Here is a 23,239-nt window from a genome sequence, read left to right on the forward strand (position 1 = left end):
GTGTCGGTTCACCTGGCAAAGCCATCCATGTATCGCGCGCCTACTTGACCGAAGATGCCCTGTTGCGACGAGCTCCAACGGCGGCTCCGAGCGCGACACCGACTGCGATTCCAACCGCAAGATTGCCCAGGGCCAAGCCGATAGCACTGCCGAAGGCCAGGCCGGCTCCAATCCCTTTCGCCAATCTGCCGTTGGAATTGCCGGCACGCTTCCTGAACGATTTCATCCCATCTCCCGTCGCTTGGCACTCGAATTGATCCGCGCCGCCGAGCGGCTTCGGCTCGAACGAACTAGGCGCCATGCCTGCTACCTGTCCCACAGCCCCGCCTCGTACATAAGCCGCATGGTGTAGTTGACCTGCAGCGTCTGGTTCCCGCCGCAAGCGATCTCGCTGGTTCTCCCACCCGGCGCCTCGACCAGTATGGACGAGTCGCTTCTCAAGGGGTCCATGAGGCTGTAGCGGTAGCCGTCGTTCGCAAACTCGACGGACGCGTTGCCGTTGCCATACGCGGTGTAGGTGAACAGGCCTACCGGCGGGCGCTTGTCTGTCGGATAAGTGAACATCGCCTTGCCGGCTTTGGACGCCCGGTACTGCATGTATCCCTCTACCCGGGTGACCACCCGCGACGAGCACAGCGAGTACTCACGCTCGCCTACCGAGCAAGTCCACAGTGTGATCTCGTCCTTCGCACAGAGAGGGCTGCTGGGGTAGTAATCCTTGGACAACTCCCACGCGGCGTTCCGAATGGACTCGACGGGGCCGGATTCCTGCGACAAGGCAGCCGGCGCCGCAACCAGGAGCGCAGCCAACAGCATAGGCCGATCAATCTTGTTCACGGTGCCTGACGCCGGAGTTAAGCGGAGCCGCGAAGCGGCTTCCGCTTGAACGAGTGGTTAGGCCAGCGCCGTGACCGAGGCACGCCGTGCCAAGCGATAACGACTGCGACCACACCGCATAACGCATTCCGCACGCGCGGCGATGACGACGCGGCAAGCCGTTCTTATCCATGGTGATCCTGGGTGCTGGTCGCTGACTTCGCCGCCTATTCGCCGAGCAGGTGCCGCTGCCAGAACAGAACGGATGCGGCCCCGAAGTAATCGCTGTTGCTCTTCTTCCGGAATCCGTGCCCCTCGTCGTTGAACATCAAAAACCACACCGGCTTGCCGTTGGCGCGCACGGCGGCGGCGATCTGTTCGGCTTCGGTGTAGGGCACGCGCGGGTCGTTCCTGCCCTGGGCGACGAACAGCGGGGTGTCGATGCGGTGGGCGTTCTTCAGCGGGGAGATGCGGTCGAACACGGCGCGCATGGCCGGGTCGCGTTCGTCGCCGTACTCGGCGCGGCGCAGGTCGCGGCGGTATTCCTCGGTGTTGGTGAGGAAGGTGGTGAAGTCGGAGATGCCGACGATGTCGATGCCGGCGCGGATGCGGTCGCTGTAGTGCATCAGCGAGGCCAGCACCATGTAGCCGCCGTAGCTGCCGCCGGTCACGCCCACGCGTGAGGCGTCGAGCTCCGGTTGCTGCGTGATCCAGTCGAGCAGTGCGCCGATGTCCTTGACCGAATCCTCGCGCTTCTCGGCGTTGTCCAGGGTCAGCCAGGTCTTGCCGTAGCCGGACGAGCCGCGCACGTTGGGTACCAGCACCGCCACGCCCAGTTCGTCGAGCAGGAACTGGGTGCTGGCGTTGAAGCCGGGACGCGCCTGCGATTCGGGGCCGCCGTGAATGCTGATCACCACCGGGAAGCCGCCCGCGGGCGCGGGCCGGCTCGGCCTGTAGTAGAAGGCCGGAATGGTGCGCGGCTGGCCGTCGACGCTGTCGAAGGTGGGATAGCGCACGAGGCTCGGCGCGACGAAGCGGCCGGTGTCCAGGCCACCGACCTCGCTCTTCGTCCAGCGCTCGAGGCGGCCGGCGCGCAGGTCGATCACGTGCGCGTCGCTGGGGGAGGTGGCGGTGTTGAGGGTGACGGCCAGCTGCCTGCCATCGGGCGAGAACTCGAGGCCGCCGATCAGGCCCACCGGCAGCTCCGGCAGCCGCACCGGCCTGTGGGACGGCAGGGCCAGCACGGTGAGGCGGTGGATGCCGTCCTCGTTGGTGACATAGGCCAGGTGGCGGCCGTCGTCGGAGATTTCGAAGGCATCCACGTCCCAGGGCGCGGTGCTCAGCTGCACCGGGCCGGCCTGGCCGGGGCGGTGGTGGCGCAGGGTCTGGAACTCGCTGGGCCTGCCGTCCACCGGCTCGTCGGAGACGTAGTACACGCCCTCGCCGTCCGGGGCGTAGCGCAGGCCGCCGAACGCGGCCTTGCCGCCGTCGACGGGAAACATGCGCAGCTTGCCGGTCGCCACGTCCACCTCGCCCGGGTAGGACTCGTTGGCAGAGACGTACTTCATCACCAGCAGTCGGCTGCCGTCGGGCGAGAAATCCTGCGCGCTCCAGCTGCCGCCTTCCTGCAGGAGCAGGCGCGGCTCGCCGCCGCGCGGGTCGTGCAGCCAGATATCGCGATCGGTACCGTTGCGCGAGGTGCTGCTGTACGCCATGCGGGAGCCGTCGCGGCTGAGCACGGTGCCGCCGTTCTGGCTGCGCCTGCCGTCCGTGAGCAGCGTGGTCTCGCGCGTCTGCGCGTCGAACCAGTACAGCTGCGAGAACTCGTCGCCGCCGCGGTCCTTGCCGAAGACGAAGCCTTCGCGCGGCGCGCCGGGCGGGGCCACGGCCACGCCGGCCACGGGCTCGGGATAGAAGGTGACCTGCTCGCGCATGCCCAGCGGCTGGCACACGCGATGCACCTGGCTGGTTTCGGCGAAGCGGGTGGAGATGAGCAGGCAGCCGTCGCCGGTCCAGCCCGCCACTCCCGCGCCGCGGGTGTTCTGGTAGCGGTTGAGGCGCTCGATGAGTTCGGCCGGGATCTCGGGGACGTTCTCGGTGACGCGGTTGCCCTGTTCGATGCGTTCGACGGGTCCGGGTTGGGCGATTGCGGGGAGACAGGCGAGCGCGAGGATGGACAGCGACAAGCTCAGGCGCATGGCAGGATTTCCTGGTCAGGTGGTCGAAGCCTAACCCGTCCCGGCGCCGTTTCGTGCTGGCTGCGTGGCTGCAGCTACGTCGGTGCCGCTACGTGCTACCGCTCACCTGCGTCGCCGACGTTGCTGCCCACCAGCAGCACCGGCGTGCCCTCCGCGTCGAACATCTCGACTACCAGCACGCGGTCCCCGTCGACCCAGGTCCGGGCCTGGATCCTGCCGCTGCGCGGTCCGAAGCGCGGGTCCGCCCGCCAGCCTTGCAGCGCGGCGCCATAGTGGGCTTCGACGCTCGCCCAGTCCGCCCCATCGAGCAGGTAGGACTGGACGCTGAAGCCGCGGAACTCGCCCCCGTAGCGCGCGTACATGTCGGCGACCATCAGGTCGGTGCGCACCTCGTGGGGGCCCGTGGCGGGCAAGGGGCGGGCGCTTGCAGGCGCATCGGGCATGGCGACGTGGCTCCGGGAACAACCGGCCGACACCAGGACGGCTCCCAGCAGGCAGACGATCGCCGCTGCGCGAAGAGGGCGGAGCATGGGTGCGTTCATGCCCGCAGCATACGCGGGCATCCACCGCGGGACGATCGCGGCGGGCGCTCGCTGCAGCGCGGATCCACCAGCCGGGCGAGGGTCACTCGAAGCGGTTGGCGCTGACCACGCGCAGGAGGGCGGTGTCGTACGGGGTCTCGGCGCGCTCGCCCTCGAAGGGTTGGCCGTTGGCGTCGCGCGGATAGGCCAGCGACGTCAGCGTGTCGCGCAGCTCCGAAGCTTCGTTCTTGTAGTTGTCCGCGGCCTGGGTCACGGCCAGGTCGGTGAGAGTGGAGACGCCGCTGGCAGCCGCGCCGGTGGCAGGATTGATCGCGCCAACCGCGCCCACCACACCCTTGAACACGTTGGCCACCAGGTTGGCCTGGTCGGCGCGGTTGTCGGTGATCGCGTTGATCGAGGCTTCGACGCCGCCCATGAAGTAGCCGAGGGTCTGCGCATTGCGGTAGTTGCCGCTCTCGTCGGTCGCCTGGAAGCGCACGGCCGGATCCTCGGACAGGTCATTGCCGCGCTGCAGCTTGGCGATGAACTCGCCGACCTGCTCCTGTCCAGCCTCACCGCCGTTCTCCAACTGCTCGGTGAGGTAGCTGGTCAGGCCCTTGCCGTCGCGGTAGCTGGTCTCCAGGCCGCGCACGATGCCGGTAGTGTCGCTGTCGAGCAACGTGGTCAGCGCCTCGGTGATCGCGGCCGCGGGCGCGTCGTCGCCACCAATCGGCTTGATGGTGTTGTCGCGGATCTCACCGATCTGCTGTGAGCCGATCTCGAACACGCGCGCCTTCAGCGCCGGATCGTCGACCGTGGCCGCGCCACTGATGATGGCCGCTGTCACCGACGGATCGACGCTGGTCGATGCGCTGTGGGCGGTGGCGATATAGGTGCGGCCGAGCCCGACCTCCATCACGTCGCGCAGCTGGGAGTCGCTCAGCCCGCCCAGCGCCTGCGCCAGTGCCTGCGGATCGTCGGACAGGCTGGCGAGCACATTGCCGACGACCGCGGTCTCGGCATTGCCCCAGCGGCCCTGCGAGGCGGAATAGGCGGCGTCGATGCTGCCGGCCATCGCCTCGACGAACGCGACCTTGGCCTCCGGCGAGGCATGTTCGGCGACCGCCGCGCCGAGCGCGTCGAGCCCGCCAGGACTGCCGTCGAAGGCCTCCACCAGGCGTGTGAGCTGCTCCCCGTCCAGACCCGCGGCCAGCTGGTTGAACAGGTCCTGCCGCTCCTGCGCGCTGAGCGAGCCGTGCAGGCCGTCGATTTCCTGGGTCCAGTTCTTCAGGTCGTCGTCGCTGAGCTCGCTGATCAGCTCGTTGCGCTCCTCGGGCGACAGGTCCGCCACCGCCTTGCTGATGTCGGTGAGGTCGCCGTGGGTCACGTCCCAGTCGAAGATGCCCTGGTCGAGCCGATCCTTGACCGTATCGACCGCGCTGCTGACGTCGCTCATGGGAAAACCTTGGAAGGGATGGAGGGCTGCGGCAGCCTAGCGTCGCTGGCGCCGCCGGCGACATCCGTGACGACCCCAGCTGGGGTTGACCCGAGGGGCTCAGCCGGCGAGCGCTCTCAGGAGCTGTCGCAGCTCCTGCTTCTCGGCGACGTCGAGCTGGCCGATCCGCGCCTGCAGCTCATCGATGCGCTGCTGTTGGGTCTGGCGGTCCAGCTGGGCGATGGCGTCCTGGAACTCGGCGCGCCAGTTGGCCACGTCGCCCGGCAGGCTCTGGCTGGCCAGCTTCTGCAGGGCCGCGCCCTCCTCGCGGTCGGCGAAGTGCTCGAGCAGGGCACCGGTGGTGATGTCCGGGCGCACGCTGACCAGGGCGATCAGTTCGGTGAGCAGGTCGATGCCGGGCTGGCGCAGCGCCACGAAGCGGTACGGCGGGGCGAGGTCCAGCGCCAGCGACGGCTGCTGCAGCAGCAGCGAGATCGCGCCGCGCACCAGGCTGCGCTTGGGTGGCGCCAGCGGCTGGCTGCCCTGGCGACGCAGGGGCGCCCGCGTCTCGGCAGGCGGCTGGCGAGCGCCCACGCCGGTCAGTTCGGTCAGTCGCTGCTGCATCAGGTCGCCGAAGGCGCCGTCGGGGATCTGCGCCAGCAGCGGCCTGGCGCGTTCGGCCAGGCGCGCCTTGCCGTCGAGCGAACCCAGCGACACGCCCACCGACAGCGTGTCGAAGAAGAACTGCGACAGGGGCGTGGCCTGCTGCAGGCGCGCATCGAAGCCGGCGGCGCCCTCGCGGCGCACGATGCTGTCCGGGTCCTCGCCCTCCGGCAGGAACAGGAAGAAAGCCTGGCGGCCGTCGCGCATGCGTGGCAGCACCGATTCCACCGCCTTCCACGCCGCGCCGCGTCCGGCGCGGTCGCCGTCGAAGCAGAAGTACACGTCCGGCGCGTTGCGGAACAGCAGTTCGGCGTGGTCCGGCGTGGTCGCGGTGCCCAGCGTGGCCACGGCCTGGCTGACGCCGTGCTCGAACAGCGCGATCACGTCCATGTAGCCTTCCACCACCACCAGCCGATCGATCTTCTGGTGGGCCTGGCGCACCTGCCACAGGCCGTAGAGCTCGCGACCCTTGTGGAACAGCGGGGTCTCTGGCGAATTGAGGTACTTGGGGCCGTCGTCCTTGCCCAGCACCCGCCCACCGAAGGCGATCACGCGGCCGCGGCGGTCGAGGATGGGGAACATCACCCGGTCGCGGAACTTGTCGTAGACGTGGCCGCGGTCGTTCTTCGACAGCATGCCGCCGCGCTCGAGCAGCTGCAGCCGGCGCGGGTCCGTGCCCAGCGCGTCCTTCAGCGCCGAGAATCCCTCCGGCGCGTAGCCGATGCCGAACTGCGCGCGCACCGCCTCGCCCACGCCCCGGCCGTCGAGGTAGGCGCGGGCCCTGTCGCTGCCAGCCAGCTGGCGCTGGTAGTAGCGCGAGGCCGCCTCGAGCGCGTTGAACAGGTCCTGGGTGTCGGGATTGGCGTTGCGCTGCTGGGTCTCGCGCGGCACCTCCATGCCGGCCTGGCGGGCGAGCTCGTCGACCGCGTCGAGGAACTCCAGCCGCTCGTACTGCATGAGGAAGGAGATCGCGGTGCCGTGCGCGCCGCAGCCAAAGCAGTGGTAGAACTGCTTGGTCGGCGAGACCGTGAACGAGGGCGAGCGCTCGTCGTGGAAGGGGCAGCGCGCCGAATACTCCTTGCCCTGGCGCTTGAGCGGCACGCGCGCGCCGACCACCTCGACGATATCCGTCCTGGCGAGCAGGTCATCGATGAAGGCGTCGGGGATGCGGGCCATCCGGCTAGTGTAAGACGCGTCCCGCGTTCCGGCCGGCGGCCACGTCCGCGTCTCCCCGGATGCGCGGTCCGGCGGCGACGCGCCGGGACCGGCGCTACAGCGTCCCGGCCGGCGCCGGACGCGGTCGCTCCGCCTCGGGCCGGTGGTTGGCCCGCTCGTCGATCACCGCGGTCAGCAGCGCGCCGATGAAGAACACCACCCCGCCGTAGTAGATCCACACCAGCAGCAGCACCAGCGCGCCCATCGAGCCGTAGGCGCTGCCCGGCGCGGCCTGGGCCAGGTACAGCCCGATCGCCCAGCGCCCGATCGCGAACAGGCCGGCGGTGATCGCGCCGCCCAGGAAGGCCTGCGGCCAGGCCACGCGGCGGTCGGGCAGGTAGTGGTAGAGGAAGGCGAAGGTGATCACGTAGATCAGGAAGGTCACGGTGTAGCCCACGGCCGGCAGCAGCGAGGGCAGGCGCGCGAAGGCGACCTGCAGCGCGGTGGTCGCCACCATCGAGATGATCAGCAGGAAGCCGATGGCCAGCACCACGCCGAGCGAGAACACGCGCTTGCGCAGCCAGGCCACCAGGCCGGTGAAGCGCTGCGCCTCGCTGCGGAAGATCAGGTTGAGCGCGCCCTGCAGCTGGGCGAAGACGACCGTGGCGCCGACGAACAGCAGGATCGTGCTCCAGATGCCGGCCAGGGAACCGATGTCGGGCTGGTCGGTGGCGTTGCGGATCACGGTCTGGGCGACGGCGGCCGAACCCGGCCCGGCCAGTTCGCCCACCTGGTCGATCAGCGACTGCTGCGCCGGCGGGTACAGCGAGGCGGTGATCCACAGCAGCAGCACCAGCAGCGGCGCCAGCGACAGCAGCGCGTAGAACGCCAGCGACGCGGCCTGGGTCATCAGCCCGGCCTCGACGAAGCGCTGCAGCAGTGCGCCGGCCAGGCTCTGCTGGAAGCGTCCGGTCAGCTGCTCGATCCTGTCCTTCGCCTTTTGCATGCCCGCGATGATCGCCCGGGCGCCGTGGACCGCGCGTCAGCGCGTCGGGGCGGTCTCCAGCCGGGCCAGTGCGCTTCCCAGCGCCTGGAAGGCCTGCTCGGCCTGGGCCAGTTCCCCGAACCGTTCGGCGCAGGCGACCACGACCGTCGCGCCGCTGCGGCCACGCCCGGCGTCGAGGATGCCGACATTGCAGGCGCGCCCGAGCTGGGTGCCGGTCTTCTGCGCGAAATCGCTGCCCTCCGGCAGCCCGGCGACGATGCGGCGGTCGCCGGTGGTGATCGCGCGCATGTGCGAGAGCAGCAGGCCGGTACTCTCCGCGGAGAGCAGTTCGCCGGCCGCCAGCCGCTCGAGCAGGCGCGCGAACGCGCTGAGCGTGGCCGAGTTGTTGCCGCCCTGGTAATAGGCCTCGAAGGCGTGCTCGATCGACTCGGCGCGCAGTTCCGAACGCTGCACGCCCAGCGCCTGCGCCAGCGCCTGCAGGCGCGGTTCGCCGGCCTCGGCGTTGCGCAGCGCCACGATCTGCAGGTTGTCCAGGTCCGCCACGCCCGGGTGCAGCGGGGCGTAGGCGTCGTAGCGCACCTGCAGGATCGTGGTCAGCGGGCCAAAACCTTCGCCTACCCACTCCCGGATGCGGGCGTTGAGGTGATCCTCGCCCAGGTGCCGGATCAGCATGTCGGTGGCGGTGCTGTCGCTGTCGCGCAGCGACTTCTCCAGCAGCGTGGCGAGGCTGAAGCGCTTGCCCGGTTCCTGCTGGAGCATGTCGCCGGACCCGTCGACGAAGTCGCTGCGCCGCAGCTCCAGTGCGTCGTCGAGCGACATGCGGCCCGCGTCCACCGCCTCGAGCACGGCCACCGCCACCGGAACCTTGACCGTGGACGAGAGGTACCAGGCCCGGCCGTTGCCGCGATCCAGGGTGCCGGCCTGCGGGCCGAAGCGCGAGACGTAAACCCCGAACTCGCCCGGCATGGCCGCGTCGATGCGGCCGATCTCCTCGTCCAGCGCGTCCACCCAGGCCGGCGTCCGCGCATCGGCCTGCTGCTGCTCGACCGGCCCGTCCGGCTCGCCGCGGCAGGCGCCCAGCGCCAGGGCGGCGAGCAGCGGAATGACGGGCAGCAGTCGCGGCATGTGCGTCATGCGGTCGGGACAGGTGAGACGGTCGGGCGCGGCGGCGCCTGCCTGAATACCCCGGAGGCGGTGATGGCTGCGGCAACATCGCGCAGCGCACGCTCGCCGGCGGCGGTGCCGGTGCCGCGGGTGCAGGCGGCGATGACGACGCGTGCAGGCACGCCATCCCCCCCGGCCGCGGGCACGGTGGCGATGCCCAGGTCGCAGCTGCGGCGGTGCTGGGTGCCGGTCTTGTGTTCGAAGCGCGTGCCGGGCGGAAGGCCGGCGCGCAGGCGGCGGTGTCCGGTCTGCACGCGCGCCATCAGGTCGAGCAGGTACACGGTCTGCTCCGGCGGCAGGGCGCGGCCGTCCGACAGGGCCGCCAGCATGCGGCCGTACTCGACCAGGCTGGCGCTGTTCACGTGGCTGGCGTAATAGCCTTCGAAGGCCGCATCGAGGCTGTCCGTGCGCAGCTGCTCCGGCGCGAGCGACAGCCGCCGGGCGAAGGTGCGCACGCGCGCCTGCCCGGCGCCGCTGGCGTGGATGGCGAGCAGGTCGGCCGAGGCCAGGCGCGAGGCGGCCGGATGCAGCTGCGCGTAGGCCAGCCGGCGCACGTCGGCGAGCGTGGTGATGCGCAGGTCCGGCGCGCCGCTGAGCTCGGCGGCGAGGGCGTTGACCGGGTCAATGCCCACGCTGCGGATCAGGAGGTCGCTGGCGGTGTTGTCGCTGTGCACGATCATCTGCTCGAGCAGCCACGACACGCGCAGGCGCGCGCCCGGACGCTGGGCATTGGTGGGGCCGGCGCCATCGACGTAGTCGTCCTCATGCAGGGTCACGCGCGTGTCCAGCGACAGCGTCCCCGCCGCGACCGCGCGCAGGACCGCGATCGCCACCGGCACCTTGATGCCCGAGGCGAGGTACCAGGGCTCGTCGGCGCGGTAGGAAAACGATTCGTCGCGGTCGAGGTGGCGCACGTAGACGCCGATGTCGCCGGGGTGGCGCGCATCCACCCGCTCGAGCGCGGCCTGCAGCGCAGCGCTCCAGCCGGGAACCGGAAGCGCCTGCCGGGCGGCCTGCGGATGGGCGTGGACGGGGGCGGCGACCGCGGCCGCCAGGGCCGCAGCCAGCGCGAGGATGGGGAGCGTCTTCATCGCCGCCCGAGTCTGGCGTGAGCGCCCGCCATCGCCGCTGAATATCAGCCGCTGGCGGACAGCCGGGTTGGCGTGCGTGCAGGCTGGCGCCACGGCAACGGCAGGCGCTTCCAGATCCAGATCCAGAGCGCGGTGGCCGCGACCAGCAGCAACGACATCTGCAGCGCGTGCGTGTACGACACCGCCTGGTACCAGCCGAAGCTGTTGCGCCAGAGCAGGAAGATCACGCTGATGTGCACGATGAACGCCATCAGCGCATCGGTGCCGACCACGGCCACCGGCCGCAGCAGTCGCGCCAGCGGGTTGCCACCGGCGATGCACAACGCCAGCAGCGCCAGCGCGCCGCCCACGCTGAACAGCGAGAACAGCAGGCCGGGCGGATGCTTGCCGTCGTTGCGGCCGATCGCGACCAGCGCCGCGTCCAGGTCGTCGGCGCGCAGCGCGAACCACGCCAGCAGCGCGCAGGCGGCGAGTGCGATGCCGCCGGCCAGCAGCAGCCGCTTCGCGGTGGTGGCGTGGCAGCGCAGCAGCAGCCCGCCGATGAGCAGGCCCGCCAGCACCAGCGGCAGGCGCGAGAGCTGTCCCCAGGTGTAGTAGTCCGGGTGCTCGACGAAGATCGCCTGCAGCTGTGGCACGCCGCCGAAGCCGGCGTGTCCGAGCAGCCACCACGACAGCCAGAGCACCGGCAGCGGACTCAGCCAGCGCAGCCAGGCCGGCGTCTTCGCCCACAGCGGCAGCATCCACGGGATCCACAGCAGGGCGATGGCGTAGAAGCCGAGGATCTCCACGAACGACGGGAAGTCGCGGTACAGCAGCGTATCGGCGATCTGTACCGGCTCGCGCTCCCACAGCTCCACCACGGTCAGCAGCTTGTACCAGAGCAGCACCAGCAGGCCGCGGCGCAGCAGGCGATTGCGGCGTCGCGGCCAGTCCGGCGCGCCGGACTTCGGGACGAACGCGACCGCCAGCGCCATCCCGAACACGATGAAGAACAGCGAGGAGGAGAACTTGGTCAGCGCGTGCACCGGCACCTGGCCCCAGTCGGGGAAGTCGCTGTAGGGCATCAGCCCGTTGGTGCCGTGGGCGACGATCATCAGGCACACGGCGATGCCGCGCGTCAGGTCGATCGCGTCAATGCGTCCGTTCGCGGTCCGTGCGAGGCTGCTGGCTGTGCCGCCGGTTTCGCGCACCACGGCGGTCGCCGGGTCGGTGCGCATCCCGGGGCTCCCTGTATCGGCAAAGCCCGGATTCCAGCAGGGGCCTCGTGACGGCCCGGTCAGCGGTCCTGTGCGGCTTCGCCCGCCAGCCGGCGCAGGGCTTCGCCGGCGACGCGCTGCGTGGTCCAGCCGTCCATGCCCACCGCGCCCAGGCGGCGGTAGAAGCCGATGGCAGGTGCGTTCCAGTCCAGCACCGACCACTCGAACCGGCCGCAGCCGCGCTCGAGCGCCAGCCGGGCGAGATGCTTCATCAGTCGCGCGCCCACGCCCAGGCCGCGGTAGGCCGGCTGCACGAACAGGTCTTCCAGATACAGGCCGGGACGGGCTAGGAAGGTCGAATAGTTGTGGAAGAACAGGGCGAAGCCGGCGGTGGCGCCGTCCACCTCGGCCATCACCACTTCCGCGGCGGGCCGTTCGCCGAACAGCGTGGCGGTCAACGCGTCCTCGTCGGCCTCGACCTCGTGGCCAAGGCGCTCGTACTCGGCCAGCGCGCGGATCAGGCCCAGGATGGCAGGCACGTCGGCCGCCTGCGCGTGGCGCAGGACGATGTCGGGGGTGTGCGGCATGGCCGCGATTGTGCGCCAGGCGCAGGCCCGGGGCGACTGCGCGGCCCCGGGGGGGACGGGACGCCAGGCGGCGCCCCGCGGACCTCAGCCGGTCAGCTTCTGCTTGACCAGCTTCGACACCAGGCCCATGTCGGCCTGGCCGGCCAGCTGCGGCTTGAGCACGCCCATCAGCTTGCCCATGTCGGCCGGGCCGCTGGCGCCGGTGCTGGCGATGGCCGCGTCGATGGCGGCGGCGATCTCGGCCTCGCCGAGCTTGGCCGGCAGGTAGGCCTCGATCACCACGATCTCGGCGCGCTCCACCGCGGCCAGGTCCTCGCGACCGGCGCCCTCGTACTGGCTCACCGAGTCCTTGCGCTGCTTGACCATCTTCTCCAGCACGGCCAGCACCGCGGCGTCGTCGAGCTCGACGCGCTCATCGACCTCCTTCTGCTTGATCGCGGCGTTGATCAGCCGGATCACGCCGAGGCGATCCTTCTCGCCGGCCTTCATCGCGGCCTTCATGTCATCGGTGAGCTGCTGCTTGAGGGTCATGAGGGGCAACCAGTCGGTGGGACGGGGAACGGCGCGCCGGGGCGGGCCGGACCTATAAACACAAAAAGCCGGCGACGCTCGCGCGTGCCGGCTTCTTGCGAAGCGACGCGGCTCAGTACAGGCGCTGGCGCTTGGTGACGTCGCGCGAGACGCGACGCGCCTGGCGCTTCACCGCGGCGGCCGCCTTGCGCTTGCGCTCCTGGGTCGGCTTCTCGTAGAACTCGCGCTTGCGGGTCTCGGCCAGGACGCCGGCCTTCTCGCAGGTGCGCTTGAAGCGGCGCAGGGCAAACTCGAACGGCTCGTTTTCGCGGACTTTGACGCTGGGCATAGGAATCTCTGGTGTCTGGGAAGTCCGGCCGACAGCGGGCCGGTCTCTGCGAAGGACTCGCACCTCCCGGCCCGGACGGCCAGGGGAGCCGCGTATGATAGCCGCTGGCATTGCAACGGCGCAACCGGCGCCCATCTCCCCCGCATGAAGGTCCTGGGCATCGAATCGAGCTGCGACGAGACCGGCGTGGCCGTCTACGACACCGGCCTGCCCGGCGCGGCGGGCCTGCGGGCGCACGCGGTCTACAGCCAGATCGCCCTGCACGCCGAGTATGGCGGGGTAGTGCCCGAACTGGCCAGCCGCGACCACGTGCGCAAGCTGCTGCCGCTGGTGCGCCAGACCCTGGCCGAGGCCGGGCTGGGTGTTGGCGAGATCGACGGGGTGGCCTACACCGCGGGCCCCGGCCTGGTCGGGGCGCTGCTGGTCGGGGCCGGGGTGGCCCGGTCGCTGGCCTGGGCGCTGGACGTGCCGGCCGTGGCGGTGCACCACATGGAGGGCCACCTACTGGCCCCGCTGATGGAGGACGACCCGCCGCAGCCGCCGTTCGTGGCCCTGCTGGTCTCGGGCGGGCACACCCAGCTGGTGGCCGTGGACGGCATCGGCCGCTACCGCCTGCTGGGGGAGACCCTGGACGACGCCGCGGGCGAGGCCTTCGACAAGACCGCCAAGCTGATGGGCCTGCCCTACCCGGGCGGGCCGCAGCTGGCCGCGCTGGCCGAGCAGGGCAGGCCGGGCGCGTACCGCTTCTCGCGGCCGATGACCGATCGTCCGGGCCTGGACTTCAGCTTCAGCGGGCTCAAGACCCAGGTGCTGCTGGCCTGGCAGCAGTCCGACCGGTCCGACCAGACCCGCGCCGACATCGCCCGCGGCTTCGAGGACGCGGTGGTCGAGACCCTGGCGATCAAGTGCCAGCGCGCGCTGGACGCGGCCGGCAGCGACGTGATCGTGGTGTCCGGCGGCGTCGGCGCCAATCGCCGCCTGCGCGCCCGCCTGCAGGAGATGGCGGCCGCGCGCGGCGGCCGCGCCTGCTTCCCGCGGCCGGCGCTGTGCACCGACAACGGCGCGATGATCGCCTTCGCAGGCGCGCTGCGCCTGGCCGCCGGCCAGCACGATGGCCCCGCGGTGCACGTGACGCCGCGCTGGGACATGGCCACGCTCGCGCCGGTGGCGACGGCCGCCTGAGTCGCGCCGGTTAGGATGGGCGCATGGACAAGGTTTTCATCGAGGCGCTCGAGATCGACGCCCTCATCGGCATCTACGACTGGGAGCGGCGGATCCGCCAGACCCTGGTGTGCGACCTGGAAATGGGTTTCGACAACCGCGTGCCCGCCGCCAGCGACGACATTGCCGACACGCTCAACTACAAGGCGGTGAGCAAGCGCCTGATCGAATACGTCAGGCAGTCGGACTTCGGCCTGGTGGAGACGTTGGCCGAGCGCTGCGCGCAGATCGTGATCGACGAGTTCGGGGTCGACTGGCTGCGCCTCAAGCTGAGCAAGCCGGGCGCGGTGCGCGGCGCGCGCGCGGTCGGCGTCGTCATCGAGCGCAGCCGCGCGAAGTAACGCGAACGACAGAGGAAGGAAGTTTTGCAGGCACAGCTGGAGAGACTGCAGGCGGCGCTCGCGCCGTACCCATGGGCATACACGGGCCTGGCCATCGCGGCGCTGCTGCTGGCGGCGTGGCTGGCCAACTGGCTGACCAAGCGCGTCCTGCTGCGCGGCATCCAGCGCGCGCTGGCGGCCACCACCGCCCGCGACGCGGCCAGCGGCGGCGAGGTGCGCCTGCGCGTGATCCCGCGCCTGGCCAACGTGGTGCCGGCGATGGTGATCGCGGCCGGCATCCCGATGGTGCCGGACCTGCCGCCGCAGGTGGTGGCGGTGGTGCGCGCGCTGTGCCAGGCCTTCATCGTGCTGACCATCGCGCTGGCGCTGTCGCGCGCGATCGACCTGGTCAACCAGGTCTACGAGCGGCGCCCGGACGCACGCAACAAGCCGATCAAGGGCTACCTGCAGGTGGCCAAGATCGTCATGTTCGCGCTGGTGGCGATCTCGATCGTGGCCACCCTGATCGGCGCGCAGTTCCTGCACATCCTCACCGGCCTGGGCGCGATGACGGCGGTGCTGATGCTGATCTTCCAGGACACCATCCTGTCGCTGGTGGCCAGCGTGCAGATCAGCAACGACGGCCGCGTACGCATCGGCGACTGGATCGAGATGCCCTCGCAGAACGCCGACGGCGACGTGATCGACATCGCCCTGCACACCGTGACCGTGCAGAACTGGGACAAGACCATTACCACCGTCCCGACCAAGAAGCTGATCAGCGACTCGTTCAAGAACTGGCGCGGGATGAGCGAGTCGGGCGGGCGCCGGATCAAGCGCGCGCTGTACCTCGACCAGCGCTCGGTGCGCTTCCTGGACGAGGACGAGGTGGCGCGGATGCGCCGCTTCGTGCTGATCGACGGCTACCTCGACCGCAAGGCGGCCGAAATCCGCGAGTGGAACGCGACCCTGGCCGAGCGCGGCGCCGAGCCGGTCAACCGCCGCCGGGTCACCAACCTCGGAACCTTCCGCGCCTACGTCGAGCAGTACCTGCGCCACCATCCCGGCATCCACCAGGACATGACCCTGCTGGTGCGCCAGCTGCAGCCCACCGCCGAGGGCCTGCCGCTGGAGATCTACTGCTTCAGCAGCGACGTGCGCTGGGCGTTCTACGAGGGCATCCAGGCGGACATCTTCGACCACCTGCTGGCGATCCTGCCCGAGTTCGGCCTGCGCGTGTTCCAGACCCTGGGCGACGCGCCGCTGGATCTGCGCCTGCAGCGGGTCGAGCCGCCGCAGGCGGCGGGCTGAGTCCGCCCGCTGGCGCTCGCCGCGGCGCACGCGGTGCGCGATCATAGGCGCCCCCTGGAGCGCCGCATGCACACCGCCTACCTCAGCCTCGGCAGCAACCTGGAACCCGAGCGCTACCTGCGTATCGCGGTGGCGGCCCTGCGCGCGCGGTTCGGCGACGTGGCGCTGTCCACGGCCTGGCGTTTTCCCGCCGTCGGCTTCGACGGCCCGGCCTTCGTCAACGCCGCCGCGGCCGTGCGCACCGACCTGTCGCCGCAGGCCCTCAACGACTGGCTGCATGCGCTGGAGGACGCCAATGGCCGCGACCGCAGCGGCCCCCGGTACGGCGACCGCACGCTCGACATCGACATCGTGCTCTACGACGACCTCGTGCTCGAGGGCCCCGGGCACCTGTGCATCCCGCGCGGCGAACTGCGCCACGCCTTCGTGCTCAAGCCGCTGGCGGAAATCGCGCCGGCGCTCCTGCATCCCGTGCTGGGGCGGTCGCTGGCCGAGCTGTGGCAGGCGCACCCCGACCGCGCGACCGCGTTCGACGTGGTCGCCCTGGACTGATCCGCCCCCCCGGAGGTATTCGTGAAGCGCAGGCAACTGCTCAAGTCCTCGACCGCCCTGCTGGCCGCCGCGCCCTGGATCGGCGCCCTGGGCCGCCCGCGCGAACGCCTGCGGGTGGGCCTGATCGGCACCGGCATGCGCGGCCAGGTGCTGCTGTCGGAGCTGCTCAAGCAGGACGGCGTCGACATCGCGGCGATCTGCGACATCGAGCGCTACATGCTCGATCGCGCGCTCGCGCAGCTGTCCACCGCCGGCCGCCGCGCGCCGCAGGTCTACACCGGCAGCGTGGACGCCTGGCGCGACATGCTGGCGCGGGCGCGGCTGGACGCCGTGCTGATCGCCACGCCGTGGGAGCTGCATGCGCCCCAGGCGATCGCGGCGATGGAGGCGAAGGTGGCGGTGGGCTGCGAAGTGGTCGCCGGCATCACCCTGCAGGACCACTGGGACGTGCTGCGCGCGCAGCAGCGCACCGGCACGCCCTACATGCTGCTGGAGAACGTCTGCTACCGGCGCGACGTGCTGGCCGTGCTGCAGATGGTGCGCCAGGGCCTGTTCGGCGAACTGGTGCACGTCCAGGGCGGCTACGAGCACGACCTGCGCGCGGTGAAGTTCAATTCCGGCGAGCCGGGCAAGCCCTATGGCGGCGGCGCCGAGTTCGGCGAACGCGGCTGGTCGGAGGCGAAGTGGCGCACGCCGCATTCGGTGCGCCGCAATGGCGAGCTCTATCCCAGCCACGGCATCGGCCCCTGCGCGCAGTGGCTCGACATCCACCGCGGCAACCGCTTCACGCGCCTGACCAGCCACGCCAGCCAGGCGCGCGGCCTGCACGAGTACGTGGTGGCGCAGGGCGGGCCGGATCATCCCAACGCCGCGGTGGAATTCGCGCTGGGCGACGTGGTGACCACCCAGATCGGCTGCGAGCAGGGCCAGACCATCCTGCTCACCCACGACACTTCGCTGCCGCGGCCGTACTCGCTGGGCTTCCGGGTGCAGGGCACAGGCGGGATCTGGATGGACCTCAACCAGTCGATCTACCTGGAGGGCAGGAGCCCGCAGCCGCACCAGTGGGAGCCGGCCCAGGCCTGGCTGGAGCGCCACGACCATCCGCTGTGGCAGCGGCTGGGCGAGCGCGCGGCTGGGGGCGGCCACGGCGGCATGGACTTCTTCGTCGTCCACGCCTTCGTCGAGGCGCTCAAGGCCGGCGCACCGATGCCGATCGACATCTACGACGCGGTGGCCTGGAGCGCGATCACCCCGCTGTCGGAGGCCTCGATCGCCGACGGCAGCCGCACGCTCGAGTTCCCGGACTTCAGCGAAGGCGCCTGGCGCGGCCGCGCGCCGGTGTTCGCCCTGGACGGACGCTACTGAGGACGGTCCCGCGGCGCCGTCACATCCCCGGCGCCGTCCCCGTCTGGTGGTGACAACCGTCAATTGCCGGCGCGCGGGCGCGGCGGCAGTCTGGTGGTCCACCACGGAGGCAAGGCGATGTTCGACAAGGTTGCGCGCAGTTGGGATCTGGTCAAGGCCAGCGCGTCGGTGTTGCGCTCGGACAAGGAGCTGATGCTGTTCCCCGTCATCTCCGGCATCGCCACCGTGGTGGTGCTGGCGACCTTCCTGCTGCCGATGTTCGCGCTGCGGATCTTCGCCGACGGCTTCGGCGTGGGCGGGGCGGTGTTCGCCTTCCTGTTCTATTTCGTCCAGTACAGCGTGATGATCTTCTTCAACTGCGCCCTGGTCGGCGCGGCGATGATCCGGCTCGAGGGCGGCGACCCCACCCTGGCCGACGGCTTCCGCGCCGCGCGCGCGCGACTGCCCGCGATCCTCGGCTACGCGGCCATCGCGGCGACCGTCGGCGTGCTGCTGCAGTCGCTCAAGCGCAAGGACAACAACTTCGTCGTACGCCTGGTGGGCAGCGGGCTTGGCGCGGCCTGGACCCTGGCCACCTTCCTGGTCGTGCCGGTGCTGGTGACCCGCGACGTCGGGCCGATCGACGCGCTCAAGCAGAGCGCGACGCTGCTCAAGCGCACCTGGGGCGAGAACGCGGTCGGGCAGGTCGGCATCGGCGCCGCGTTCGGGCTGATCACCTTCGCCCTGGTGCTGGTGGGCGCGGGCGCCGCGCTGCTGGCGGCGCAGGTGTCGGTGGCGCTGGCGATCATGGTGGGCGCGCTGTTCCTGCTGGTGGTGCTGCTGGCGGGCGTCTACCAGGCGGCGCTGAGCGGCATCTACTCCGCGGCGCTGTACCGCTACGCGGTCTCGCATGAAACGCCGCCGGCGTTCCGCGACGCCGGGCTGGAGCAGGCCTTCCTGCCGGGCCGCTGACCCGCACCGGGCGGGCGTCGCTACAGCGGCGTCCGCCCGCCGTCCACCGCGATCACCGAACCGGTGGTGTAGCCCGCGTCGCGCAGCAGCCACAGCGCGGTCTCGGCGATCTCGTCGACCTCGCCGACCCGGCCCAGCGCGGTGCGCGACAGGATCCGCGCCTGCAGCGCCGGGTCGGACGCGTCTTCCGGCCACAGGATGGCGCCGGGCGCGATCGCGTTCACCCGCACCTCCGGCGCCAGCGCCGCGGACAGGGCGCGGGTCATCACCTCCAGGCCGCCCTTGCTGACGGCGTAGGCCAGCAGGTCGGGACGGGGCTGGCGCGCATACACATCGCTGATGTTGAGGATGGCGCCGCCGCTGGCCTTGAGGTGCGGCGCGGCCGCCTGCGACAGGAACAGCGGCGCGCGCAGGTTGGTGGCCATCAGCGTGTCCCACTGCGCCGGGGTCACCGTGCCGGCGGGCGTGGGGAAGAAGACCGCGGCGTTGTTGACCAGCGCGTCGAGCCGGCCGAAGCGGCCGACCGTGTGGGCCACGAGTTCGGGCAGGGCGTCGAAGCGGGCGAGGTCGGCCGCCAGCACCGCCGTGCTGTCGGCCCGCAACGCCTCCAGTTCCGCGCACAGCGTGGCGGCCTCCGCGGCGGAACTGCGGCAGTGCACGGCGACACGGTAGCCGGCGGCATGCAGCCGCCGCACGATGGCCGCACCCAGGCGGCGCGCGCCGCCGGTGACGAGGGCGACGGGGGACGGGCTGGCCATGGCGTACTCCCGATTGCCGGTATCCTGTCGCATTGTCGCCGTAGACGCCGCCGATGTCCGATTTCCCGCTCTCCGACGATGCGCAGGCCCACAGCGCGCATCTGCAGGCCCTGATCCGCGAGCAGATCGCGGCCGCGGGTGGGGCGATCCCGTTCTGGCGTTTCATGGAGCTGGCGCTGTACGCCCCCGGGCTCGGCTATTACAGCGCGGGCGCGACCAAGTTCGGTGCCGCCGGCGACTTCGTGACCGCCCCGGAGCTGGGGTCGCTGTTCGCCGAATGCGTGGCGCAGGCGCTCGCGCCCGCGCTGCAGGCCTGCGGGCCGGAGGCGCGTTTCCTCGAGATCGGCGCGGGCAGCGGTCGCTTCGCCGCCGACGCCATCGCACATCTGCTCGAACTCGACTCGATGCCGGCCCGTTACGCCATCCTCGAGCCCAGCGCGGACCTGCGCGAACGCCAGCGCGCGCACCTTGCGCAGGCGCTGCCGGCACCGGCATTCGCGCGCGTGGAGTGGCTGGACGGTCCGATGCCGGACGACTGGAACGGCGTGCTGTTCGCCAACGAGGTGCTCGACGCCCTGCCCACGCCGCGCTTCGCGCTCCAGGGGGGAGAGGTGTTCGAGGAACACGTGGCCTGCGACGGCAATGGCTTCCGCCGCATCGACCGTCCCGCCGACGCGCTGCTGTCGGCAGCCGTGCGCCATGTCGAAAGCCAGCTCGAGGGCCCCTTCGCCGACGGCCACCGCGCCGAGCTGCTGCCGCAGCTGCCCTACTGGCTGCAGGCGGTCGCGGGAGGCATGCGCACCGGCGCGCTGCTGTTCGTGGACTACGGCCATCCACGCCGCGAGTACTACGACCCGCGCCGCCGCGACGGCACCCTGCGGGCGTTCCACCGGCATCGCGTGGTCGAGGATGTGTTCGCGCGCGTCGGGCTGCAGGACATCACCGCATCGGTGGATTTCACCGCGCTGGCCGAGGCGGGCACCGGCGCGGGCTTCGACCTCGCGGGCTACTGTTCGCAGGCCAGCTTCCTGATCGGCAACGGCCTGGAACAGCGCCTGGCGGCGCACGAAGCGCGCGCGGCGGACGAGGCGGCGCGCTACGCCTTGCGCCAGCAGGCCAAGCTGCTCACCGTGCCGGGCGGGATGGGGGAGCGGTTCCAGGCCATGGGCTTCGCGCGCGACGTGCCGCTGGAACAGGCATTCGTGTTCGGCGACCTGAGCTTCCGCCTGTGAGCGGCCGTCCGCGCTACCGGCCCGGACGTTCGCTCAAGCCGCTGCGCCATCCGCGCTTCTGGGTGGCGCTGTGGACGCTGGCGATCGCGGGCGTGGTGGTGCTGTCGATGATGCCGCCGCCCCCGATGCCGGATTTCGACGGCAGCGACAAGTGGTCGCATTTCCTCGGCTACTTCGCCCTTGCGGCCAGTGCGGTGCAGCTGTTCCGCAACTGGCCGGCGCTGCTGGGCGCGGGGCTGGGGCTGGTGCTGCTGGGCATCGGCATCGAATACGCGCAGGGCGCGCTGACGGTGGACCGAATGGCCGACACGCGCGATGCGCTGGCCAATACGCTGGGCGTCATCGCCGGCCTCGGCACCCGCCTGACGCCGCTGCGCGACCTGCTGCTGCGGATCGACGGCTGGCGCGGCGAGCCGCGCGCCTGACCGCGGCTCGGGACGCGCCCGGCCGATCCCCGTCCGCGCAACCGGCGGGGACAGGCGCGCCCCCGCCGCTCAGCGTGGCAGCAGCTCGACCCGATCGAGCACCCACATCGTCGGCCGCGTATCGCCGCTGGGCGTGATGCACAGGTCGCCGCGGCCCGGCTGCGCCAGGGGAATCTCCAGCTCGACGAAGCCGTCTTCGCCGGGCTGGGCGGGCAGCGGATGGCGCGCGATCGGTTCGCCGTCGCAGCCGCCCGCATGCACCAGCAGTTCGCCATGCGCAGTCTGCGCGGGCGCATAGCGCCGGTTGGGTTCGTCGTGCGCCAGCTGGAAGAAGTAGGGAATCCGCCCCAGCCGTACCTTCAGTGCGCTGGCTGCGCCCAGTTCCGCGTCCGGCCAGCGCCAGCAGGGCCGGAAGATGGTGACATTGAACAGGGCGCGCTCGCCGTCCACCGGGCCGTCGTCCTCCAGCCGCAGGAGCAGGCGGCCGCTCTCCGCGCAGGTCGCGAGCTGTTCATCGGTACGCACGCGCAGGCTGGACGCGCTGTACGCAAGCCGCGCCACCGGGCCCAGCCGCTCGGTTCCGTGGAAGGCGGCCGCGCGGATCTCGACTGGCATCGGCAGCTGCAGCGGCGTCTCGTACAGCGGCGCGTCCGCGCCCGGGTCGCTGCCGTCGAGCGTGTAGCGCACCGCGTAGCCGAGCGGGTTCTCCAGCGCGACCTGCACCTTGCCGGCGTCGCCGCCCGGCGCCGCTTCGCCCAACACCTCGAACGGCGTCTGCGCATGGGCGATGCCGAACGCGCGGTAGCGCGCAAGCTGGGCGGGCAATCGCGCCAGGAAATCCGCATAGTTCCTGCGGTCGGCCGGCGACCAGGCGGTTTCGGCCAGCGCGGCCACGCGCGGGAAGTAGGCGTGCTGCATGCGGTCCCAGGTGCGCAGGTGTTCGGTCCAGAGGTTGGCCTGCAGCCCGAGGATGTGGCGTCGCCGCGCGGGGTCGAGCACTTCCGGCACCGGCTCGAAGTCGTAGACGTCGCGCAACGTCACCTGGCTGGGCCGGCCCGGCGGCTCGTTGGCCGAACCGGTCTGCAGGTAGTCCAGGTACAGCCTGTCGACCGGCGCCATCACCACGTCGTGCCCCGCGCGCGCGGCGGCGATGCCGCCCTCGATGCCGCGCCATGACATCACCGTGGCCTGCGGCGCGAGCCCGCCGTCGAGGATCTCGTCCCAGCCGAGCAGGCGCCGGCCCTTGCCCTCGAGGTAGCGCGCGACGCGCTTGATGAACCAGCTCTGCAGCGCGGTCTCGTCGGCGATGCCGAGTTCGCGCATGCGCGCCTGGACGCGTGGCGACGCCTCCCACTGGTCCTTGACCGCCTCGTCGCCGCCGACGTGGATGTACGTCGAAGGGAACAGCGCCATGATCTCGTCCAGCACGTCCTCGATGAACGCGAACGTGTCCTCGTCGACGTTGAACAGGTACTGGTGCACGCCCCATTCGTTCGACACCGGCGGCGTATCGCCCAGCGAGCCATACTGCGGATACGCCGCCACCACCGCCTGCACGTGGCCGGGCATGTCGAACTCGGGCACCACGGTGATGTGGCGCTGCGCGGCGTAGGCGACGATCTCGCGGATCTGCGCCCGGGTGTAGTAGCCGCAGTAGGGGCGCGGTTCGCCGGTGGCCGGATCGCGGCCCGCGTCGCCGGCCGGAATGCGACAGGCGGCGACGTCCATCAGCCGCGGGTACTTCGGGATCTCGATGCGCCAGCCCTGGTCGTCGGTCAGGTGCCAGTGGAAGACATTGAGCTTGTGCCGCGCCATCGCGTCGAGCAGTTGCTTGATCTCGTCGACCGACTGGAAGTGGCGCGCCGAGTCCAGCATCAGGCCGCGCCACGCGAAGCGCGGCGCGTCTTCGATGCGCAGCGCGGGGGTGCGGGCATCACCGGCCGCCGGCGACAGCAGTTGCCATAGCGTGACCGCGCCGTAGAACAAGCCGCGCTCGTCGCTGGCGGCCACGCGCACGCCGCCGGCGGCCACCTCCAGCAGGTAGCCTTCCGGCGCGTCCGGCGATACGGCCGGGTCGATCTCGAAACGGACGCCACCCTCGCCGCCGTCAGCCAGCGCCGGCGCGATGCCGTTGCTCGCCTGCACCATCCGCGCGAACGAAGCGGCCACGCGGCGCGCCGCCGGGTCGCCCGCGTGCAGTCGCGTATCGCCGTCGAAGCGGAAGCTCCCTTCCGCCGGCTGCAGCGATGCCGGCGCCGGAATCAGCGCAGGTAGCGCCACGACCTCGGCCGTGGTCTCGCCCGCGGACCCGGCGTGGCCGCTGCAGGCGGCAAGCAGCAGGCAGCACAGGGCGGTGAACAGCGGGCGCGGGGTGGCGATCGTTCGCATCGGGGTTCCTCGTCGAAAGAAT

General features: G+C 71.1%; 22 protein-coding genes. 8 read left to right on the forward strand and 14 right to left on the reverse strand.

The features are described from left to right. Positions 1-306: 306 nt before the first annotated feature. The 12 genes from ACFQ2D_RS05750 to rpsU form a co-directional block, all read right to left on the reverse strand. On the reverse strand, positions 307-837 hold the full coding sequence (locus ACFQ2D_RS05750) for a hypothetical protein (protein ID WP_280943806.1): 531 nt from the start codon (positions 835-837) through the stop codon (positions 307-309). A 206-nt stretch (positions 838-1,043) separates the two neighbouring features. Next, the gene (locus ACFQ2D_RS05755; protein ID WP_280943807.1) at positions 1,044-3,014 is read right to left on the reverse strand and encodes a S9 family peptidase; all 1,971 of its coding nucleotides are present in this window, start codon (positions 3,012-3,014) and stop codon (positions 1,044-1,046) included. A gap of 95 nt (positions 3,015-3,109) precedes the next feature. After that, the gene (locus ACFQ2D_RS05760) at positions 3,110-3,544 is read right to left on the reverse strand and encodes a hypothetical protein (protein WP_280943808.1); all 435 of its coding nucleotides are present in this window, start codon (positions 3,542-3,544) and stop codon (positions 3,110-3,112) included. A 94-nt stretch (positions 3,545-3,638) separates the two neighbouring features. Further along, positions 3,639-4,991: a hypothetical protein gene (locus tag ACFQ2D_RS05765; RefSeq protein WP_280943809.1), complete on the reverse strand. Its 1,353-nt coding sequence runs from the start codon at positions 4,989-4,991 to the stop codon at positions 3,639-3,641. A gap of 99 nt (positions 4,992-5,090) precedes the next feature. Then, complete coding sequence (gene dnaG, locus ACFQ2D_RS05770) at positions 5,091-6,809, reverse strand: DNA primase (protein ID WP_280943810.1); 1,719 nt, start codon at positions 6,807-6,809, stop codon at positions 5,091-5,093. A 94-nt stretch (positions 6,810-6,903) separates the two neighbouring features. Beyond that, complete coding sequence (locus ACFQ2D_RS05775) at positions 6,904-7,794, reverse strand: YihY/virulence factor BrkB family protein (RefSeq protein ID WP_280943811.1); 891 nt, start codon at positions 7,792-7,794, stop codon at positions 6,904-6,906. Positions 7,795-7,830: 36 nt separating this feature from the next. Further along, entirely contained in the window at positions 7,831-8,919 is a 1,089-nt protein-coding gene (locus tag ACFQ2D_RS05780) for a serine hydrolase (protein ID WP_280943812.1), read from the reverse strand. A 5-nt stretch (positions 8,920-8,924) separates the two neighbouring features. Next, positions 8,925-10,049 (reverse strand): serine hydrolase, encoded by a 1,125-nt coding sequence (locus tag ACFQ2D_RS05785; RefSeq protein WP_280943813.1) that lies wholly within the window; start codon positions 10,047-10,049, stop codon positions 8,925-8,927. A gap of 44 nt (positions 10,050-10,093) precedes the next feature. Next, positions 10,094-11,266 carry an acyltransferase family protein gene (locus tag ACFQ2D_RS05790; RefSeq protein ID WP_280943814.1) on the reverse strand — a complete coding sequence of 391 codons (1,173 nt, stop codon included), beginning with the start codon at positions 11,264-11,266 and terminating at the stop codon, positions 10,094-10,096. 59 nt (positions 11,267-11,325) lie between these two features. Beyond that, on the reverse strand, positions 11,326-11,832 hold the full coding sequence (locus tag ACFQ2D_RS05795) for a GNAT family N-acetyltransferase (RefSeq protein WP_280943815.1): 507 nt from the start codon (positions 11,830-11,832) through the stop codon (positions 11,326-11,328). An 84-nt stretch (positions 11,833-11,916) separates the two neighbouring features. After that, positions 11,917-12,363, reverse strand: a complete 447-nt coding sequence (locus ACFQ2D_RS05800; protein ID WP_280943816.1) for a GatB/YqeY domain-containing protein — start codon at positions 12,361-12,363, stop codon at positions 11,917-11,919. A gap of 112 nt (positions 12,364-12,475) precedes the next feature. Further along, entirely contained in the window at positions 12,476-12,691 is a 216-nt protein-coding gene (rpsU, locus tag ACFQ2D_RS05805; RefSeq protein ID WP_047138278.1) for a 30S ribosomal protein S21, read from the reverse strand. 144 nt (positions 12,692-12,835) lie between these two features. On the opposite strand from rpsU, the gene tsaD reads away from it, so the two are divergent. From tsaD to ACFQ2D_RS05835, 6 genes are all read left to right on the forward strand, one after another. Beyond that, a complete protein-coding gene (gene tsaD, locus ACFQ2D_RS05810; protein WP_280943817.1) occupies positions 12,836-13,873 on the forward strand; it encodes a tRNA (adenosine(37)-N6)-threonylcarbamoyltransferase complex transferase subunit TsaD in 1,038 nt (345 codons plus the stop codon). Between the two features lie 23 nt (positions 13,874-13,896). Then, positions 13,897-14,253, forward strand: a complete 357-nt coding sequence (folB, locus tag ACFQ2D_RS05815) for a dihydroneopterin aldolase (RefSeq protein WP_280943818.1) — start codon at positions 13,897-13,899, stop codon at positions 14,251-14,253. 24 nt (positions 14,254-14,277) lie between these two features. Next, a complete protein-coding gene (locus tag ACFQ2D_RS05820; protein ID WP_280943819.1) occupies positions 14,278-15,543 on the forward strand; it encodes a mechanosensitive ion channel family protein in 1,266 nt (421 codons plus the stop codon). Positions 15,544-15,609: 66 nt separating this feature from the next. Beyond that, on the forward strand, positions 15,610-16,095 hold the full coding sequence (folK, locus tag ACFQ2D_RS05825; RefSeq protein ID WP_280943820.1) for a 2-amino-4-hydroxy-6-hydroxymethyldihydropteridine diphosphokinase: 486 nt from the start codon (positions 15,610-15,612) through the stop codon (positions 16,093-16,095). 21 nt (positions 16,096-16,116) lie between these two features. Continuing rightward, positions 16,117-17,463: a Gfo/Idh/MocA family protein gene (locus ACFQ2D_RS05830; RefSeq protein ID WP_280943821.1), complete on the forward strand. Its 1,347-nt coding sequence runs from the start codon at positions 16,117-16,119 to the stop codon at positions 17,461-17,463. A gap of 117 nt (positions 17,464-17,580) precedes the next feature. Next, on the forward strand, positions 17,581-18,414 hold the full coding sequence (locus ACFQ2D_RS05835; RefSeq protein ID WP_280943822.1) for a DUF6159 family protein: 834 nt from the start codon (positions 17,581-17,583) through the stop codon (positions 18,412-18,414). Between the two features lie 20 nt (positions 18,415-18,434). Here ACFQ2D_RS05835 and ACFQ2D_RS05840 read toward each other — a convergent pair whose 3' ends face one another. Next, on the reverse strand, positions 18,435-19,172 hold the full coding sequence (locus tag ACFQ2D_RS05840; RefSeq protein WP_280943823.1) for a pteridine reductase: 738 nt from the start codon (positions 19,170-19,172) through the stop codon (positions 18,435-18,437). A gap of 53 nt (positions 19,173-19,225) precedes the next feature. Between ACFQ2D_RS05840 and ACFQ2D_RS05845 the strand changes: the two genes are divergently transcribed. Both ACFQ2D_RS05845 and ACFQ2D_RS05850 read left to right on the forward strand, forming a co-directional pair. Beyond that, positions 19,226-20,404, forward strand: a complete 1,179-nt coding sequence (locus ACFQ2D_RS05845) for a class I SAM-dependent methyltransferase (RefSeq protein WP_280943824.1) — start codon at positions 19,226-19,228, stop codon at positions 20,402-20,404. Beyond that, on the forward strand, positions 20,401-20,829 hold the full coding sequence (locus ACFQ2D_RS05850; RefSeq protein ID WP_280943825.1) for a VanZ family protein: 429 nt from the start codon (positions 20,401-20,403) through the stop codon (positions 20,827-20,829). Before ACFQ2D_RS05845 ends, ACFQ2D_RS05850 begins: the two co-directional genes overlap by 4 nt. A 69-nt stretch (positions 20,830-20,898) precedes the next feature. On the opposite strand, the gene ACFQ2D_RS05855 is transcribed toward ACFQ2D_RS05850, so the two are convergent. Further along, on the reverse strand, positions 20,899-23,217 hold the full coding sequence (locus ACFQ2D_RS05855; RefSeq protein WP_280943826.1) for a beta-N-acetylhexosaminidase: 2,319 nt from the start codon (positions 23,215-23,217) through the stop codon (positions 20,899-20,901). Between the last annotated feature and the right edge of the window lie 22 nt (positions 23,218-23,239).

The organism is Luteimonas composti (assembly GCF_042678665.1).
Classification (GTDB): Bacteria; Pseudomonadota; Gammaproteobacteria; order Xanthomonadales; family Xanthomonadaceae; genus Luteimonas; species Luteimonas composti.